The sequence below is a fragment of the Bacillus sp. ISL-7 genome, assembly GCF_018613065.1.
Window position 1 is genome coordinate 165,379 of sequence record NZ_JAGGQW010000050.1, and the last position, 17,994, is coordinate 183,372.

The 17,994-nt window shown below is 37.2% G+C and carries 12 protein-coding genes; 1 reads left to right on the forward strand and 11 read right to left on the reverse strand.

Annotated elements, in window-relative coordinates; genetic code table 11:
* Window positions 1–122: 122 nt before the first annotated feature.
* Window positions 123–257 carry a DUF6454 family protein gene (locus tag J7E66_RS32375; protein WP_308162560.1) on the forward strand — a complete coding sequence of 45 codons (135 nt, stop codon included), beginning with the start codon at window positions 123–125 and terminating at the stop codon, window positions 255–257.
* Window positions 258–307: 50 nt separating this feature from the next.
* On the opposite strand, the gene J7E66_RS21270 is transcribed toward J7E66_RS32375, so the two are convergent.
* From J7E66_RS21270 to J7E66_RS21320, 11 genes are all read right to left on the reverse strand, one after another.
* Window positions 308–3,295, reverse strand: coding sequence for a carbohydrate-binding protein (locus tag J7E66_RS21270; RefSeq protein ID WP_215003489.1), 2,988 nt, complete (start codon window positions 3,293–3,295; stop codon window positions 308–310).
* A gap of 123 nt (window positions 3,296–3,418) precedes the next feature.
* On the reverse strand, window positions 3,419–5,542 hold the full coding sequence (locus J7E66_RS21275) for a glycoside hydrolase family 36 protein (protein WP_215003491.1): 2,124 nt from the start codon (window positions 5,540–5,542) through the stop codon (window positions 3,419–3,421).
* A 12-nt stretch (window positions 5,543–5,554) separates the two neighbouring features.
* Complete coding sequence (locus J7E66_RS21280) at window positions 5,555–6,400, reverse strand: carbohydrate ABC transporter permease (protein ID WP_215003494.1); 846 nt, start codon at window positions 6,398–6,400, stop codon at window positions 5,555–5,557.
* A 25-nt stretch (window positions 6,401–6,425) separates the two neighbouring features.
* Entirely contained in the window at window positions 6,426–7,376 is a 951-nt protein-coding gene (locus J7E66_RS21285) for a carbohydrate ABC transporter permease (RefSeq protein WP_251033052.1), read from the reverse strand.
* A gap of 127 nt (window positions 7,377–7,503) precedes the next feature.
* Window positions 7,504–8,802 carry an ABC transporter substrate-binding protein gene (locus tag J7E66_RS21290; RefSeq protein ID WP_215003496.1) on the reverse strand — a complete coding sequence of 433 codons (1,299 nt, stop codon included), beginning with the start codon at window positions 8,800–8,802 and terminating at the stop codon, window positions 7,504–7,506.
* A 207-nt stretch (window positions 8,803–9,009) separates the two neighbouring features.
* Window positions 9,010–10,029, reverse strand: coding sequence for a LacI family DNA-binding transcriptional regulator (locus J7E66_RS21295; protein ID WP_215003498.1), 1,020 nt, complete (start codon window positions 10,027–10,029; stop codon window positions 9,010–9,012).
* Window positions 10,030–10,601: 572 nt separating this feature from the next.
* Window positions 10,602–10,781, reverse strand: a complete 180-nt coding sequence (locus J7E66_RS21300; RefSeq protein WP_215003500.1) for an aspartyl-phosphate phosphatase Spo0E family protein — start codon at window positions 10,779–10,781, stop codon at window positions 10,602–10,604.
* Window positions 10,782–10,917: 136 nt separating this feature from the next.
* Window positions 10,918–14,238: an immunoglobulin-like domain-containing protein gene (locus tag J7E66_RS21305; protein ID WP_215003502.1), complete on the reverse strand. Its 3,321-nt coding sequence runs from the start codon at window positions 14,236–14,238 to the stop codon at window positions 10,918–10,920.
* A 67-nt stretch (window positions 14,239–14,305) separates the two neighbouring features.
* Window positions 14,306–15,337 (reverse strand): galactofuranose ABC transporter, permease protein YjfF, encoded by a 1,032-nt coding sequence (gene yjfF / locus J7E66_RS21310; protein WP_251033053.1) that lies wholly within the window; start codon window positions 15,335–15,337, stop codon window positions 14,306–14,308.
* The gene (locus J7E66_RS21315; RefSeq protein ID WP_168243015.1) at window positions 15,315–16,397 is read right to left on the reverse strand and encodes an ABC transporter permease; all 1,083 of its coding nucleotides are present in this window, start codon (window positions 16,395–16,397) and stop codon (window positions 15,315–15,317) included. The genes yjfF and J7E66_RS21315 overlap by 23 nt, the downstream gene beginning before the upstream one ends.
* Window positions 16,387–17,919, reverse strand: a complete 1,533-nt coding sequence (locus J7E66_RS21320; protein WP_215003504.1) for a sugar ABC transporter ATP-binding protein — start codon at window positions 17,917–17,919, stop codon at window positions 16,387–16,389. The genes J7E66_RS21315 and J7E66_RS21320 overlap by 11 nt, the downstream gene beginning before the upstream one ends.
* Between the last annotated feature and the right edge of the window lie 75 nt (window positions 17,920–17,994).

The following is a 17,994-nucleotide window of genomic DNA, read 5'->3' on the forward strand; positions in this document are numbered from 1 at the left end:
CGGACTGTTAAGGCAGATGCCTTTGATAAGACTCGGTGATAATGTAGAACTGATTGTGCAGATAAACCTTCCAGTTATTCTTTATAGGTACCTAGTAACATTGGGTAACAAGCAATAAAGATATAAAGCTTGGTGAAGGGGATGTGTATCATCCTGGAGGAATTGCTATTGATTGTAAATCAATTTGGGTTCCTGTTGCAGAATATCGCCCAAATAGCAAGTCGATGATTTATTCCGATGAATACGTCACCAACTAAAAAGGGCCTCATAAAGGTCGATAACAAGACTTTTTTGAGACCACTTTTAATTATTTTTCTTTTTTATCTACAACAGTCGGTTGTCCATAGATCTCGAATTTGTCAAACGCAGGTGTATATTGTTTTGGTACCATTACGGTATCAACAAATGGTGCTGTTCCAGATCCATTGCTTCCTCCATAAGGATTAGCACCCCCGTCATAGGTGTTATTATTATTAAATTTTATGCTATTTTTACCCTTTTTAAGATTAACGTCAATGGTAACCGTCGCAAATTGCTGCCATGAAATGGTATTTTTGAAATATACCGTTTCTGGCTCGCCGCCATTTACGGAAATTTGTGCATACCGTTCCACCACATTATTGTTGTACGAATGCGATCCAGAATACTCACCGTTTGCATATTTGACTACAAGCTTATAGCGACCTGCTTCTGGCACTTCCACTTCAGTAAGCTCCAAATTTCTTTCCTTACCGTCATAGGAAGTAATACCATTTACATATTTGCCGCCTGATGCATATTTTGCAAGTGCATCATCACGAATTAATGAAGGATCTCCTTCGGCTGGCTCACCAACCACTTTAGCATTTTCTGCTTCCTCTGAGTAAATTGGATCACTATTTACATAGGAAGCATTAAGATAATCTAAGCTTAGTTTCGCACTGGATTGAATATCAATTAAATTAATGCCTTCACGTAAGAACATCCTTACTTTGGAGCTCTGCCATTTTCCATTGGTATTATTTACTGAGATGTTCAAAACATTCTTTCGATCATGATCAATAGAAAGATCACCAGTATTTTGGGTAGCATATCTTACCGTTACATCGTACATCCCGTCTTGTTGAACACTCATAACAAAGCGGGTTTTTGCGTCAGTTGACTTACTATTTGGTGAATGACCCGATCGATTCGAATTGCTGCTTGACTTGTCATTATAGCCTGTCACATAGCCTGCACCTTCAAAGCCTGCTGTTTTGCTCTCTCTTCCTAAGCTGCTATCATATTCTGCGAATTCTGCCTGTACTCGGTAATTTGGCTTGGCCCCAATTTCCCCATTATAATTGAGTTCAATTGCGTCGAGTGTTGCTGCACCCTGCCCCATTTCACCGGTATCCTGGTTGTATTTACTGATTGCAATTGAATGTGCGCCCTCTTTTAAATCAACGAATTGAGTAGCCATACCCAATTGTTCCCAACTATAATCTGCCCTTAAAGTTACCTTAAAGGATGGCTGATCATCAATTTTAACAAAAAATTCAGAATTCTGCCTTTGCGATGAGGTTCCGCCGCCGGATTGTGCAGGTAGGTTTGCTGTTGAACCACTGCCTTCCACAATATCCAATTTATAATTTCCGTCTTTTGGAACTGTAACGCTAGTAAATTTAACTAGACTATCATTATAGTCAATACCGCCAATAAGCTGTCCATTAGAAGCAGCACGCTCACTGTTAACCCTTGGATATAAGCTTTTTGGATTTTGAACGTGGTTTCTTATTTCCGCAGTTTCGGCTTCATACCTCTTATACCATGTAGTGTTAGAAGGAGAGTCCACCGCCTCGGTAATGACGGCATAATAGCTTTCCAAATTGTCAGTTTGCACTGGTAATGTAACATTTCCATTTTCAATATCATAATTACCATCCACTATTTGGGTTGGTTCCGCTAAGTATCCAGTTAGTCCTGTGTAACCCGCACGCCATACTGTTACATGCACCTTTTTAGCATTTGCTAGAAAACTAGGACTATTTTGGTTGCCAGTAATATTTTTAAACACGATGTTACTTTGGCCTGTAGTACCGCCAAATAGAATGTTCGCTTGTTTCTTACTGTCATCAATTGTAGAAAGCCCATATAATCCAGACCCAAAAGAGTCCCCCTCTGCATTACTCTTTACAACATTTACTTTAGCCATGTCCCCTTGCATATCCGCATACCACTTGTATAGCCACCATGCTCCATTTGGTTCGTTTTGGCCTGCTAATAAAGAACCATATGAATTTGCAGTATTCCAATAAGGGAGAGCTCCCGTTATTTTTAACTCATCATACCGTGCAATATATTGGATAAGCGAACCGCCGTTTGCAATTTCCGCCATTGAAGCGTATTCATTTATATCAACTGCAATTGGGAACGGGCTCTTTCGATCTGGATATTTCGCAGCATATTGTGAAGCATACTTAGCCTCAAGAGCTCGATATTGCTCCAGATTACTTTTTGCATTATTATACGATTTATTCGATAATAAATGCCAGGAAACGGTATTTGGTAAACAATCATTATCAATACAGAATTGGATAAAAGATTCAAAAGCGTTGGCCTGGTAGAATAAGAAATTAGGTCCAGAAATTTTGGCACCTGGATCTATTTTCTTAATTGCCTGATAAACGGCTAACCAGTCATGATTAAATGTATCTCTCGATTGTTCACCTTGAGCGGTATTGTCATTGATTCTTTGATAGCGGGTGCCGTTTTGTTCTGGTTCGTTGTATGGCACATAAATGAATTTGTCATCAGGATTCTGACCTGGGTTCTTTTGTGCCCAAGCATCCTTATAAGCCTTTATTTGAGTGGTAATTGGAGTAACCGCTTCATTAATATATTGTTCTGGAGTCCTTGATGGATAGTACCATCGGCCATAGTAATCCTGCATATAAATCTGAATATTATTTCCTCCAGCTTCAAAGAAATAATCGGCCACTCTCAGCCCATCACCAGAAGGATGCTGTACCCCATTAGGAGCTTTTTGTAAGATATGTGATGGTTTAATTGGGATAAGCGTATTGATATCCGGGACATTTGGCTCACTTAAACCATAAAGAGCAGCACTTGCACCATGATTGATTTTACCTAGTGATCGATCTGCCAAATCAACAGTGATCTCTGCTGGTGATGTAGAAGCAATGGATGTTGAAGTCGCAGCAGTAGTGGATGTCGCAGAAACATTTGATGAAAAAATTGGAGCCATTGATGTCAATAACGAGCCAGCAAGAACATAGGATAATACCCTTTTCTTCTTTTTCATTTTCTTAAACATATGTTTTATCCCCTTTTATCAATTTATTAAACAGCATCCAAACCCGTTGTTACTACAAACTAGTTATGTATCCTTAAAGCTATAGACATCACCACCCTTAATAAAAGAATCGATGTTAAGAATCTATTGTTTTAAGTGAACCTCAAATAGTCTTGCAGCATTTCTTTTTGGGATTTTCACTGTCAATGCACCACTATGTTTGTTCCATTGATAGTCTGCATCACCTTTTAATGGATAAGCTAATTTCACTTCTACTTCCCTATCTATTAAATGTTTTAACGGGATAGAGATGTTGTCCTCACTAGAGTCCAACCTCCAAACGGCGATAAAATTCTTGTTTTCATTTCTTAATCCAAAGCTCATCCATGCATCCCCAATATTCGGAATTCCAGTTGGCCAATACGGGATACCTGTTGCAATATATTGACGAATTTTTTTATAGTATTCTATTGCCTCTTTAACTAAACTGAAACGTTCCGAACTTATTTCAGCTAGATGGCCACTTTGATGAATGCGAAGCAGTAAACTATTAACCATATTAAAAATAACTTCCTCATGATCCCCCTCTTTTAAGGGATATGACCACACTGCACATTGTTCTGGTGTCACTAGGGAGGTGGCAGCAGCTGCGATCGCACCATTTTTTAGAAAGTCCGTCTGGTCACTGCTGGATTGAATACTGTGACGGCTTAATAAACTATAATCCATCCGCATCCCGCCACTGCTGCAGTTTTCTATTACCAAATCAGGATACTTTACAAATATTTGATCAAGCCAATATAAATAAGCCCGGTTATGTTCAAGTAAACCATCACCCATTGAATCAGCATTATATTCTGTTCCTACACCAGCATTAATGTTATAGTCCATTTTGATGTAACCAACACCATACTTTGTTACTAATCTATCAATAACTCCGGTTGCAAAATCAGTAACTTCTGGATTACGGAAGTCTAATTGATAGCGGGAATGATCGATAACTCTCTTCCCATGTCGCAAGAAAAACCATTCATCTGGAACTTTGCTAGCAAGTCGACAATTGATTCCCATTACTTCTAGCTCTAACCAAAGGCCAGGCACCATATCCTTGCTGCGAATATAGTTTAAAACCTCTTTTATACCATTGGGAAAGCGTTCTTGAGAAGGAAGCCATTCACCTACTCCATCCCACCAGTCACCATCTGAATACCAGCCACAATCCACACAAAAGTATTCGCAGCCAGCTTCCGCTGCTGCATCGATAAGCGGTAGCAGTTTTTCTGTAGTTGGATCGCCGAATAAACAATTCATATAATCATTAAAAATAACAGGAAGATGAATATTATCATTATTTGGACGACGGATTCTTCTTCGATAAGTAGTCATTTCTGAAATAGCATTTTCAAAACCGCCACTAAGTGCTCCTATGGCAACAGGTACGGAAACAAATGTTTCTCCCGGTATTAGTTCTTTCCACCACTGATTTTCGCTTTCAGTTGGCCCGCTTAATTGTAAATAAAGTGAATCCGCTATATCACTGATTTCCCAATGCCAAGAACCGAGATGTTCGATTTGCCAAATAAAACCGGTCCCCGTCTCTGTATTTTCTAAAAAGGCAGTGGGTGCATATTGTGAAGTTGACCATGTTCCAGTACTCGAATACGATAATCTTTTCATAGAAAATTCGTTAACCGTGTAGAGTCCTAAATCTGTGAGTGTATATCGATGCCATTGCGCTTCCCCATACCATGTGTTGTGAGGGATATGCAGGTTTATTTTTTCTTCCCTGCGAGTTAAACCCTCTTTATCGATGCCTGTATAGGCGAAAGAAGAAACATACTCGATACCGACTGGTTTATTGCCTTTATGAACGACCTCTGTCCATGTCCTTACAACCGGAATTCCGTTGAAAAATTGCAAAACTGAAGATACCTCAACATTTGTTATTTTATCTACAAATTGAAACACAAGCTTTCGTCCGTCAGAATTTACTGTATCCTTAAAATCTTGTAATTTTAAGCGTCTCCCCGGATTTGTTCCCGTATGCTTTGACCCATGATGATCGTTTTGATTTTCACCAGAAAAATGAATTTCAACAAGTCGGTATTTACTTCTTTTCTTATCATCCCAATTTATATACTCATTTGAAGGAATAGAAGAAAAGTGTAGAAATCTAACATCTTTATCTTCAGTGACTTCAAATGCAAGGTGAATTCCGTTTTCTTCGATTTTAATTATTTTTTCTACTTTCTCTTTTACTTCTGACATGTTGAAACCTCCCTAACCTTTAACAGAACCAGCAGTCATACCTTCTATCAAATATTTTTGTAAATAAATAAACATGATTACGATTGGAAGAACAGCTAAAACAGATGCTGACATGATACTTCCCCAATCAGTGGAATATAACCCTTTGAAAATAGTGATTCCCGGGGTTAAGGTTCGATGTGCTTCATCATTGATGAAAACATATCCAAACATGAATTCATTCCATGCATTAACAAACGCAAACAAAGCAGTTGCTACAAGGCTTGGAATGGAAATAGGAAGGATAATTTGAAAAATAATCCTAAATCGGGCACAGCCATCGATCTCAGCCGCTTCTTCTAATTCATATGGGATTGAATCAAAGAATCCTTTTAACATAAAAGTGCATAATGGAACCATAAACGTGGTATAAGCTAAAATCATTGATGCGTAAGTATCCAGCAACCCAAATCTTTGCATGAGGATATAAAGAGGAACTAACAATAATACGCCCGGAATCATTTGAGATAATAACATCGTTACATTTACTACTTTGACCCCTTTAAATCTCTGGAATCTACTCAATGCATAACCAGCAAAGATGGAAACCAAGATAGATATAATAGTCGTGGTAAATGCAACTATTAAACTATTAACAAAAAACGTTAAAAATTTGGTGTTAACTAGAACATTTTCAAAATGAGAAAATGTTGGATTACTAATGAAGAAACTGGGATGACTGGTCCGTATTTGTTCTGTTGGTTTTAATGACGTGACCAACATCCATAGAAACGGGAACACACAGAAAATTGAGAATGCTATAAGTACGATATAAGTAACAATTTTACTGATTAACATCCCTCTCTTACTCAGTAGCATGTGTTTTTTCACTCCTTACATTGGATTAGATTCTATTTTTTCTGACATTATAATAATAACTGACAACAAAAATCGCGATCATAAACCCAATCATCATGGTGGCCAATGCTGATGCAGATCCAACATCAAACTGTTTCATTGCATAACGATATATCATAATAGGTAGAGTTTCAGTAGCGTTCAGTGGTCCGCCTTCGGTCATTACCCAGATAAAGTCAAAGTTAATGGCTGTCCAGATAAGGTGAATAAAAATTAATACAACCGATACAGGCTTTAATTGCGGGAGAACAATTTTAAAAAATCTCTTCATCACGCCAGCCCCATCAATCGCGGCAGCTTCTAATAATTCTTTAGGTATAGACTGCATTGCGGCCAGTAAACAAATTGTATAATAGGGAAAGCTTCTCCAAATATTAACAAATGTTACGGTTAGCAATGCAGTATTTAATTCACCTAACCAATAATAGGGTTTATCTAGAATTCCAAACTTTGTGAGAAGAAAATTAATAATTCCATATTCAGGTGTTAACATCCATGTCCACGTCATCCCTGCTATTACAATGGGAACAACCCAAGGGATAATAATCAATCCTCGAAAAATAGCTCTTCCTTTTATTTTTTGATTTAAGGCTATTGCTGAAATTAAACCTAAGATAAACTCCCCTGCCACTGAAAGGACTGTCCAAATAGCCGTGTTAGATAGTGCTTTTAGAAAATTTTCATCGTGAATAACATTTTTATAATTTTCCAATCCTGAAAAGGAAGTTTGTAATGTATTAACGAGATTTTTAAAATGAAAACTATCCCATACAACATTAATCAGTGGGAGTGCAATCAAAATAAGAAAGAAAAGGATTGCAGGAAATACGTATAAATAAGCGTGAATCATATTCTTTTTTTCTTTGGAAATTCCAATTTTAATAGTTTCTTTGTTTTCTCCGAATTCCGCATTAACTTGCTTCGATTCTAAATTCAAGAGTATCAACCTCCATCTCTCAATACAGATGTTGAATCTATCAATAGGAAAGCCAATTGATAGTATGTAATGAAAGAGCAAGTATTGCTTGTTCCCTTATACAATACTTGCTCCTCCTTGAAATAAATTATTTACTGCTTAATTCTCCAGATTTTTTCAAATCACTATTAATTGCATCTGATAACCACTCTGCAACCTTTTTAGGATTCTCTTTTTGAAGTAATGCTTTTCCTAAAGCATCCTCCATACTTTTTGTAACAGCACCCAAAGAAATCTCAGGATACGTTACACCAGTTGGTGCTAAATCGGTAAACCCTTTACCCCATTGGCTATCACTGACAACATCTGAACGAGGGGAGTTAGTTGGACGAATATTTGATTGCCATTCTTCCCCTAAAATATAGCTAGCAAATTCCCAGGTTTCTTTAGGGTGCTTGCTGCTCTTGTAAAGGTATAATGGGCTGATTTCTAAGAATGTTGCAGGTTTTTCTATATATGGAGGTGCCGCTACCTTCACATCTTTCATTTCTTTGGGATTTTGTTTTGCTCTGTCTTCAATCCATGGGCCATTTACAACCATCGCATATTTTCCAATTGCGAAATTAGTATCTTCTTCTTCCCAACCCCAAGCTTTAGCATCTGCAGGAATGACACCTTTGTCTTGTAAGTTTTGATAAAACTTAAATACTTCCGCTGCTTTTGCAAGTTGATCAGGATTATCCTTCCAAGTATTTTTGTATTTACCATCATCCATTTTTTCAGCAATTTTTACATCATTTGAAGCTAAATAAGCAAGGAGTTCTTGAGGGGAACGAACACCCTTTCCGGCGATACCAAACGCTTCTTTACCAGTAGCTTTTTTAACTTGATCTGCCGCATTAAGTAAGTCGTCAAACGTTTTGGGGGGTTCTTGTATTCCTGCAGCCTTTAACATGTCTTCATGATATAAAAGCGCTCGAATTCCTAAATATTGAGGAAGTGCCGTAACTTTCCCTTCGTATGTTAAGGCTTTCATAACATTTGGATAAATTTTATCTTTATCAGTCCAATTATTTACATAAGGGCTTAAATCCTGCAAGGCGCCCATTTTGTTAAATTCTCCAAACCATTCGCTTAATCCCCAGCTTATATCTGGAGAAGCGCCACCACTGATTGCTGCAACTAATTTATCATGCAGAGCATCAAAAGTAATAACTTGTGTATTAATTTTGATATTTGGGTGTTCTTCTTCGAACTTTTTAATTTGTTCTTTTGTTTTAATTTCTTCCTCTGAACCAGGTGCCCATGAAGCCCAATAATTAATGGTAACTTGTTCTTTTCCATTTTTATCAGTGGAAGTTTCCTCCGACTTATTACATCCAGCCAAAAAAGTTGATAATGCAAGTACTAACATAAATACTATTGATAAATACTTTTTCTTCGCCATGATCATTTCTCTCCCTAATAGTTTTATAGAATATTTACATATTGCTAAATACAAATATTGTAAGCGTAACCACTTTACTACAAAATGTTACAACTAAGGCAAAGAAACAAATTAATTTTCAATCATTAGGGAAAATATGTAACTTAAAATGATAATTACATTAAATCACCTCCCGTATTTTTCTTTCCTTAATTATTAACCATCAACTCAAAAGCTGCTTTGTCGGATGATTAATTTAGTTGGCACTGTTACTTTTAAAGGAAGTTTCCTCCCATTAATTCTATCGAGTAACAACTTAACTCCTGTTTGGCCCATCTCTTTTGTAAATACCTTCACAGTTGTTAATGGTGTACTTGCAAATCTTGCCATTTCGATATCATCAAAACTTACAATTGCTACATCATTTGGGACAGAAAGCTTTGCTTCTTGAAGTGCCTTTAATGCCCCAATCGCCATTGGATCACTCGATATAAAGAAAGCTTCGGGATAATCATTTTGTTCAATAGCTTGCTTCATCAATTCATACCCTTGGGACATTGTGTACTCACCAACGAACGTGTAGTTGGGGTTATACAGCCCTTTTTCTTTCATTAGGCTTTCATAAGTTGTTAGACGTTTATCCTCAATGGCAATGGTTTCGTTTTTCAAATATTCAATGTCTACTCCACCAATATAACCAATCCGCTTGTACCCTTGATCCAATAAATGCAGCAAAGCTGTTTCGGTAGATTTAACAAAATCAATGACAACAGAGTCATAAAGATCTTCATCTGGAGAATGGTGGATATATACAACGTTTTCAATCTGATCACTTACTGCTTTCAAAGCCTTTTCACTAATTTTCCCAACAATAATTAGTCCGCCTAAATCTCTGATCAGGTGATTAGTTCCAATATCATTCCACCGAAACATGAAAGTCGAAGTTATACCTTGGGTAAGTAATTCTTCTTCGACACCTTGTCTAATCGATAGGAAGTATGGATCTGCCATTTCTTCTTCTAAGGTCTTGGAAAGTAAAATCCCCACACTAATCCGTGGTTTGTCTACTTCCTGATATTGTTCAACCCGTCTTTCCAATATGGTCTTATACCCTAAATCCTTTGCAGCTTGTAATATACGCTCTCTTGTTTCCTCTAAAACTGTAATCTTTTGATCATTATTCAAAACTCTTGAAACAGTGGCGGGTGACACTTGAGACAATGCTGCTATTTCTTTAATTGTAGCCATTTTAGAACATCTCCACTAAATTTTTTACTAGCACAAAACTCATATTCACTAATTTATTTACTAAGTATAATTGTATATTAACAGAGGGATAAAGTGTTTTCAATTGTTTTTTTGATTTTTCTGATAAATTTTTACCGAAATAAACCTTTTAATTTTAATATTTATATTTTTACTAGTTAAATAAAACTGAATATTATCGATAAATAATTTACTTAATTTAAATAATTCCGGTAAATTATTTACCGATTATCATAAAATTAACTCACATTGTTTTTTTTCCATAAAAAAATCCCCTCCAATTAAAAGTGTAACACCCAAGCACTTTGCATGGTTTTTACACTGTCAACTTAAAAGGGGGTAATATCACTATGGATTTATATTAAAATTTTTTAACTACACATTAACTCTTCCTGATTGTGTTCCGTAATCAACACTTAGAATACTTTACCTTCTGAGTCATTCTATCACTAAATAATCAGTATATGAGTATATATAATTATTAAAGTTATTAAACCCTGTAATTTTACAGAATGCTTCCTACTAATTGTTAAAACCTGACTACAGGTTTGTATTTAGGTACTTTGGGCATATTTTAATGAATTTTTTTGAAAAAACAGAATTTCTTTATCTAACTTTTGACTTATAGATAATACATGCGGATCATTTAGTCCACTTACTTTTGCTATGTCATACATCGCCTGTTGGTATTCCATTATTTTCTTTTCGGTTTGTACCAATTTAAACAGTAACACGTACCGTACCTCCTTTTTCTCCTTTCATTATGTCTTGATTTAATTTGGTTTTCCTGTTTATGGGCACTCGGAAACATTAATTCATAACGTATTTAACTACTTGTTCACTATAAAAAAATTCCTAACTGATGTATTTTCATTTAAATAAGAGATTACCCGTCAAATCAATCAAAATATTTGCCTGTTGTTCAGTAATTGCTTTCCCGCTTTGGGCTGACAACTCATTTACATACGCCTTCAGTTTACCGTCTACCGCCTGTTTGTTACCTTTAGCGGCCGCTTCTTTTGCCGACTGGAGTTTTGCACCAAGTGAATGCGACACCCCATCCTTACTTACAAAAGATTGGGTCAATCGGCTTAAACTATCAAAATCAACAGTTACGGTAAACATATTTTCAGCTACTGCTGTATTCTCCGCCTTGTCAGTAGCAGAAGCTGAGGTTGTATGAACACCAATGCCGAAGTTATACGCATATCCTTCAGTACTAGGGCAATTAGAGGAATCAACCCCTGACCCTTCATCCGATATACTGCAGGAAATCGCTATCTTTGCATCAACAGGATACGTACCTTCATTACCGATAAATTGAATCAAAGGAGCAGTCGTATCAAGTATTATTTTTTGTTGATACGTTTCACTTACATTTCCAGCATGGTCGTTAAATTCAACATATATTGTTTTCTCCCCATCACCTGAAGGCAAGGTGCATTCTTTTGCTGTCTTATACGCTTCCCACTCTGTCCAGTCCTTAGCATTCATGGAAAAGCGAACCTGGTTCACTCCGCTTAAATCATCTTTTGCTTCAAGCAATAGAGTAACATTCGGATCTTTTGTAAATTCCGCACCAGTATTAATCGTAAAATGCCCTTCTGGACGTGTTAAGTCCTTCTGTTTCTCTACGATGACCTCACTAACAGCCATATTACCACCATCGACTGTTGTTACACTAATCTTTGCAGTACCTTCTTTTTTCGCAGTAACTTTACCCGTTTCATCCACTACTGCTACTTCTTCATTATTACTGGACCATAGAACATCTTTATTGACAACACTCTCAGGTGTTACTGTTGCAGTCAACTGTGCAGCTTTTCCTTCTGCTAACTCCAATTTTTCCTTATCCACAGTAACGCGTGGTACTTGTTGAACGGGCTCTTGCTTCTTGACTGTTGGAACATTTGCAAGTAATGCTTCATGTTCCCGTTTTGTAATCGGCATTACGGTTCCATGGCGAGGGCGTGCTGGTAAACTATAGTTTGTTGACATCTTCCACTCACCTGACTGTAAATTGGTTGTTTCAAAAGGAACATAGCCTCTACCGCCAAATTCATCAATAAACATGTACCACTTTTCTTCCGTATTCGATTTAAAGATGGTAGGTCCTTCACCTGCACCGATAGATCCTTTTCCAATCCCTTCTTTAATAAGATCAAAAGTAGGATCAAGAACCGAATCCCCAACTTCTCCAAAAACAAATTTACCGTTTGGTGAAGATGTCGTGTTGTTTCTTTCATCTTTTGTAAAACGATAGATTTTTCCGTCATCCTTAATGATGGTGGTATCAATAACTGAATATCCATAATCCATATAAACTTTTGGTTCCGTAAACGTATGGAAATCTCTTGTTTTGCTATACATCATTTTGTTGTAAGTAGAGCCGCTATGCGCTTCATTGTCATACAATTTGGAAGCCCAGAACACAATATACTCACCAGTCGTGTCATCATACGTAACTTCCGGAGCCCATGTATTTCCAGCCTCTTTTGGAGATACTTCTACCATTCTTTGCTCTGACCAATTAATTAAATCAGTAGATTCCCACACCATTATAGAGCGGCTTCCTGTCCTTTGGGATCTGTCCCAATTCCAATCTCCATTAATTTTTAAATCTGTGGAAATTAAATAGAACTTATCACCTTCAGGGGAACGAATGATAAATGGATCTCTAAGTCCTTTTTCACCTAAATTAGAAGTGATTGCAGGCTCCCCATTGTTTAACTCCTGCCATTTAAGTGGATTGTTTCCTTCACTTAAGGCAAAATAAATTTGTTCACCATTCGAATAACCTTCTCCTGTAAAATAACTGAAGACGTATCCTTCATAGTTCTCCTTTTTCGGCATTTCTTTCACTTTAGCTAAAAATGCTTTTGTGATTGATTCCTTGTGTAATGTGAGAGTTGCTGTCAATTTAACCATTTTATCTCCTACACCATTTCCAGGACGTTTCACTTCTCCAGTTGGTGTAATGATGGAAGGGTCAGTTGATTTCCATGTGATCGTAGAACCATTAGCTCCCGATTTCGGTAAAGTTAGATTGCCGCGAACATCATTAATGTTATGAACTTTCAAATCTTCTGCATCCATTTGAACGGTCACTGAATCTTGAGGTTTCTTTAATACAGTAACGGTAAATTCTTTTGTCAAAGTCTTTGTACCTTCCAATATAGTAGCTATAATTCCTACCGATTGGTTACCATTTTCATAAGAAGGTCTATTAACTTTACCATCATTTGTAATAATGTTTTGATTTTGTGATTCCCAAGTGATGGATGTTCCAAATGCCCCATTTTTAGGGAAAGATAAATCCGAATTAATTTCGTCTTTGTTTTGGTTCTGATTGATAAAAATGGAGTAATCTAATTTTTCAGCAGCGTGATTTAGCAGTAGTCCATCCATGGCAGCAATTTTTTTATCAGCTTCTTCTTTTAGTTTACTTACTTCTGTTGCTGTCAAAGCTCCATCAAACACTTTAAAATCTGCGATCATTCCTCCAAAATACGGGTCAGAAGAATAAAATGAACGCCCGATAAAACCACTTCTTCCATTAACATTGTTGATTTGTGCTAATGTATAACCGTTCGTAGAACCAGTACCCACTTCAACTCCATCAATGTACAGCTTTATCGTTTTTTCCACACCTGACATAACAGTAGTTATCAACTTCCATTCACTCGACTTTAATGGCCCAGTTGTCGCATTTACACCTGCTTCATTCATCCAGCTTGTTATCCCGAGTCCTGCTCTTGAAGAGCGGTCACCCGAGTTACGCTTCGGCGTCGTAAACAAATATTTGTTACTGTCCTGACCTAACGCATATAACCATTCGGCTTCATTAACACCCTTCCAATTCACCAAAGAAGAAACGGTGATACTATCCAAATTATTTAAGACACCTTTAGGCATTTCAATATATGAACTAGTAGAACCGCCTTTAAAGCTTATAACTCCTGCATCTGTCCCCTTAATAAGGTCAGCGTTTTGGAAATTCACCAGCTTTCCATCAAAATTCCCAGTGCTATCTTTCACTGTTGTACCTTCAATATTGTTCATATCATAATCAAGAATTAACTTTACTTCTTTTGGTTCCTCAGCAAATGTGGATTTCGGAACTATTCCTGATACGGCATTAAAGAGCATGAAGGTTAATAAAAAAGTTGAAAGCCTTTTCCTCTTGTTCATGTTTCCCCTCCTGATCAAAATGGTTTTATTATAGTAAATTCACTTCAGATTTCCCTCTATCGTTGATTCAGGTAGCGAGTGCTTTTCTTTCTTTTCTTTCTTTTCTTTCTTTTCTTTTAATAATCGTTTTGTTTCTTTCACTCTGAATGACGATTATGCGTTGAAGTACGATAAAAACAAACAATAAGACTCCAATTACAATTCTTGTCCACCATGAACTGAGTGTACCTTCAAACATGATAATGGTTTGAATTACTCCCATACTCAGCACTCCAAACATTGGACCAACAACATATCCATACCCGCCGGTTAAAAGGATTCCTCCTATGACACATGCTGCAATGGCATCCATTTCTAGACCTAATGCGTGAAGCCCATATCCAGACAACATGTAGAAGGTGAAAACCAAGCCTCCGAGGGCAGAACTAAAGCCACTGATAGCGTATATGAGAATTTTCGTTCTAACAACAGGCAGTCCCATAAGCATAGCCGATTGTTCGTTTCCACCAATGGCGTAAACAGTCCGACCAAACTCTGTATATTTAGCCACATACATGGCTGCCAATACAAACACAATACTAATCAATACACTAATGGAAATAAAATATTGGCCACCCAGCATAATCTTATAGTGAGATATATTGGTGAATAATGGATCTGTGATAGTAATAGATTCGATGCTAATAAAATAGCAAAGTCCTCTGGCCAAAAACAAACCTGCTAATGTAACAATCCATGGATGCAATTGAAAACGCTGAATGATGTATCCTTGTGCAAATCCAAATATGATTCCCATTAAAAGAACTACAACCATAACAATAACCGGGTTTGCACCTTTCTGAAGCATACTTGCGGACACCATAGTGGTTAGCGCAACAACCGATCCTACTGACAAATCGATTCCACCAGATAATATGACAAATACTAATCCTGTAGCAATGATGATTAAAAAAGCATTGTCGATAAATAGATTCAGAAAAACTTGCGATGATAAAAAGCCCGTATAACGAAAAGAACCTACACTAAATAAGGAAAGAAATAGAATGATGGTCGAAATTAACGTGATATTTAATTGACTAACTCGCAGCATGTTTCTCATTAGATTGAATTACTCCCTTCTTACGCTTGCTGCCCATTTTTAAGATAAATAAGCTTCTGAATTTTTCCGATTGTACAAGCGAAACAATAATTACTACAATTGCTTCCACCACGAGTATACTTTCAGGAGGAACTCCAGTGGAATAAATAGTTGTTTTTAACATTTGAAGGAAAAGAGCACCGATAATGGTACCTGATAGGAAAAACCTTCCACCGTTCATTGAAGTACCACCAATGACGACTGCTAATATTGCATCTAACTCCATCCATAATCCAGCGTTATTTCCATCTGCACTCTTCACATTCGAACTAATCAAGATTCCTGCGATCCCTGCGCACAAACCACAGATTACATAGGCCCAGAAGATGATCTTCTTCGAATTAATCCCAGTAAATCGGCTGGATTCCATGTTTCCTCCTACCGACTCTAAAAACAATCCCATTGCGGTTTTTCTCATAAGCAAGTAAACTAGTAGCCCCAATACAGCGGCAACAAAAATAGCAAACGGTATTCCTAAAAAGTATCCACCACCAAAAAAGCTAAACGGTTTATAGTAGACAGTGATAATTTGTCCTTCACTGAACAGCTGTGCAATTCCCCGTCCAACTGTCATAAGGATAAGGGTGGCTACCATTGGTTGAACACCTATTTTAGACACCAATGCGCCATTCCACATTCCGCAAAGGACGGAAGCGCCAAGGGCAGCAAGGATGGCTAGCGCCATAGGCGTATCACTTACATACTCTTGAACTCCATTGTTAACAACCAGAGTTCCTCCGATCAGGTAAGCTGCCATTGCACCTGATATCGCCACAACAGCTCCAACCGAGATATCCACACCAGCTGTTGCAATAACTAAGGTCATACCAATAGATACAATAATAAGCGGAGCCGCCCGATTTAATATGTCAATTATGGTTCCAAATAAATGACCATTCTTGATTTCGATGTTAAAAAAACCTGGTATATAAAAATAATTAAATATAAGTAATGCTAAGAGGGCCATTAAAGGCCAAAATACCTTTGAATGCCTCAGTTTATTCCATTGATTAAGAAACATTTGCGCCAGCTCCTGCTATAGTTTTCATAATAATACTTTCTGATATATTCTCTCCGCGAAGCTGTCCAATCGGAGAACGGTCACGCAAAACAATTACCCGATCGCAACAAGCTACTAATTCTTCCAATTCGGAGGAAATAAGCAAAACCGTCATACCATCATTAGCAAGTGTTCGTATTAATTTTTGAATTTCCGTCCGAGTTCCTACATCAATTCCACGAGTAGGTTCATCTAGTATAAGCAATTTCGGATTAGTTGCCAGCCATCTGCCAAGAATCACTTTTTGTTGATTACCTCCACTTAGATTTCTGATTTGTTGTTCCATAGATGGGGTAGCTATTCGCAGCATTTTAATATATTTATTAGCGATTTCCTCTTGTTCTTTTCTAGAGATATAATTGAATATTCCTCTTTTAGCCTGAAGAGCAAGAATCATGTTTTCCCTGATAGTTAATTCTCCAATGATGCCCTCTTTTTTACGATCTTCCGGACAAAATCCCATCCCTTGTTGTATAGCTTTTTTAGGATACATGGCCGAAATCTTTTTTTCATCTATATAAATGACACCATCGTCCGCTTTATCAATTCCAAATATCAGTCTAGCAATTTCAGACCTGCCGGAACCAAGTAAACCAGCAAGACCAAGTACTTCCCCTTTTTTCATTTCCAGATCAAATGGCTCTATCGTACCTTTTTTTCCTAGACTGACAGCTTTTAAGAAATGTTCTTCCTTTTTCTTTAATGAAGAAACTATACTTTTGTTTTGTTTGCTGTGTTCTTTTTCATCGATTTCTCTACCAACCATTTTAGTTACTAATTCTATCCTAGATAATTCACTCGTTTTGTACTCGCCAATGAGTTTACCGTTCCGAAGGACTGTGATACGATCCGTTATTTCATAAACTTGATCTAAGAAATGTGTGACAAATACGATTCCCATTCCTTCATCACGCAACTTACGCATGATCTTAAACAACTGTTTTACTTCGTTTTCATCCAAACTCGCGGTCGGTTCATCCAAGATTAATACACCTGCTGAAATATCAACTGCGCGAGCAATCGCAATCATTTGTTGAATGGCAACAGAGTAAGAAGAGAGTAATTTAGTCGGATCAATATCGAGATTTACTCGCTTCAGGATTTCTTGTGATTCTTGGTTCATTAACTTCCAATCGATTCTGCCGCCTTTTTTCGGTGGTCTGCCAATAAAAATATTTTCTGCTACTGTCAAATTAGGGCATAAATTCACTTCCTGGTAAACCGTGCTGATTCCAATATTTTGGGCATCTAGCGGAGATTTCGGCTCAATGTTCTGTCCGTCGAAAAGGATGGTACCTCCATCTAAATTGTGGACTCCGGTTAGCACTTTAATTAACGTTGATTTACCTGCACCGTTTTCACCCATGAGAGCATGAACTTCTCCTTTACGAAGAGTAAAGTTAACGTCAGACAAAGCCTTCACTCCAGGAAAGGACTTTGTGACACCTTCCATGTATAGAATTGGTTTCTCTTGTATGAACATTGTTTTAATGCTCCTTTTGTTTATTTTATGAGTAATATAGGAGTTCCCTAATAAGAGAGCTCCTATATCTAAAAA

What these genes read in the sequence shown, in the direction of transcription:
- J7E66_RS21280 (WP_215003494.1), bottom strand. Translation starts at nt 6,400, where the DNA reads ATGCTACTGAGTAAGAGAGGGATGTTAATCAGTAAAATTGTTACTTAT.
- yjfF (WP_251033053.1), bottom strand. Translation starts at nt 15,337, where the DNA reads ATGAGAAACATGCTGCGAGTTAGTCAATTAAATATCACGTTAATTTCG.
- J7E66_RS21305 (WP_215003502.1), bottom strand. Translation starts at nt 14,238, where the DNA reads ATGAACAAGAGGAAAAGGCTTTCAACTTTTTTATTAACCTTCATGCTC.
- J7E66_RS21290 (WP_215003496.1), bottom strand. Translation starts at nt 8,802, where the DNA reads ATGGCGAAGAAAAAGTATTTATCAATAGTATTTATGTTAGTACTTGCA.
- J7E66_RS21275 (WP_215003491.1), bottom strand. Translation starts at nt 5,542, where the DNA reads ATGTCAGAAGTAAAAGAGAAAGTAGAAAAAATAATTAAAATCGAAGAA.
- J7E66_RS21320 (WP_215003504.1), bottom strand. Translation starts at nt 17,919, where the DNA reads ATGTTCATACAAGAGAAACCAATTCTATACATGGAAGGTGTCACAAAG.
- J7E66_RS21270 (WP_215003489.1), bottom strand. Translation starts at nt 3,295, where the DNA reads ATGTTTAAGAAAATGAAAAAGAAGAAAAGGGTATTATCCTATGTTCTT.
- J7E66_RS21315 (WP_168243015.1), bottom strand. Translation starts at nt 16,397, where the DNA reads ATGTTTCTTAATCAATGGAATAAACTGAGGCATTCAAAGGTATTTTGG.
- J7E66_RS21295 (WP_215003498.1), bottom strand. Translation starts at nt 10,029, where the DNA reads ATGGCTACAATTAAAGAAATAGCAGCATTGTCTCAAGTGTCACCCGCC.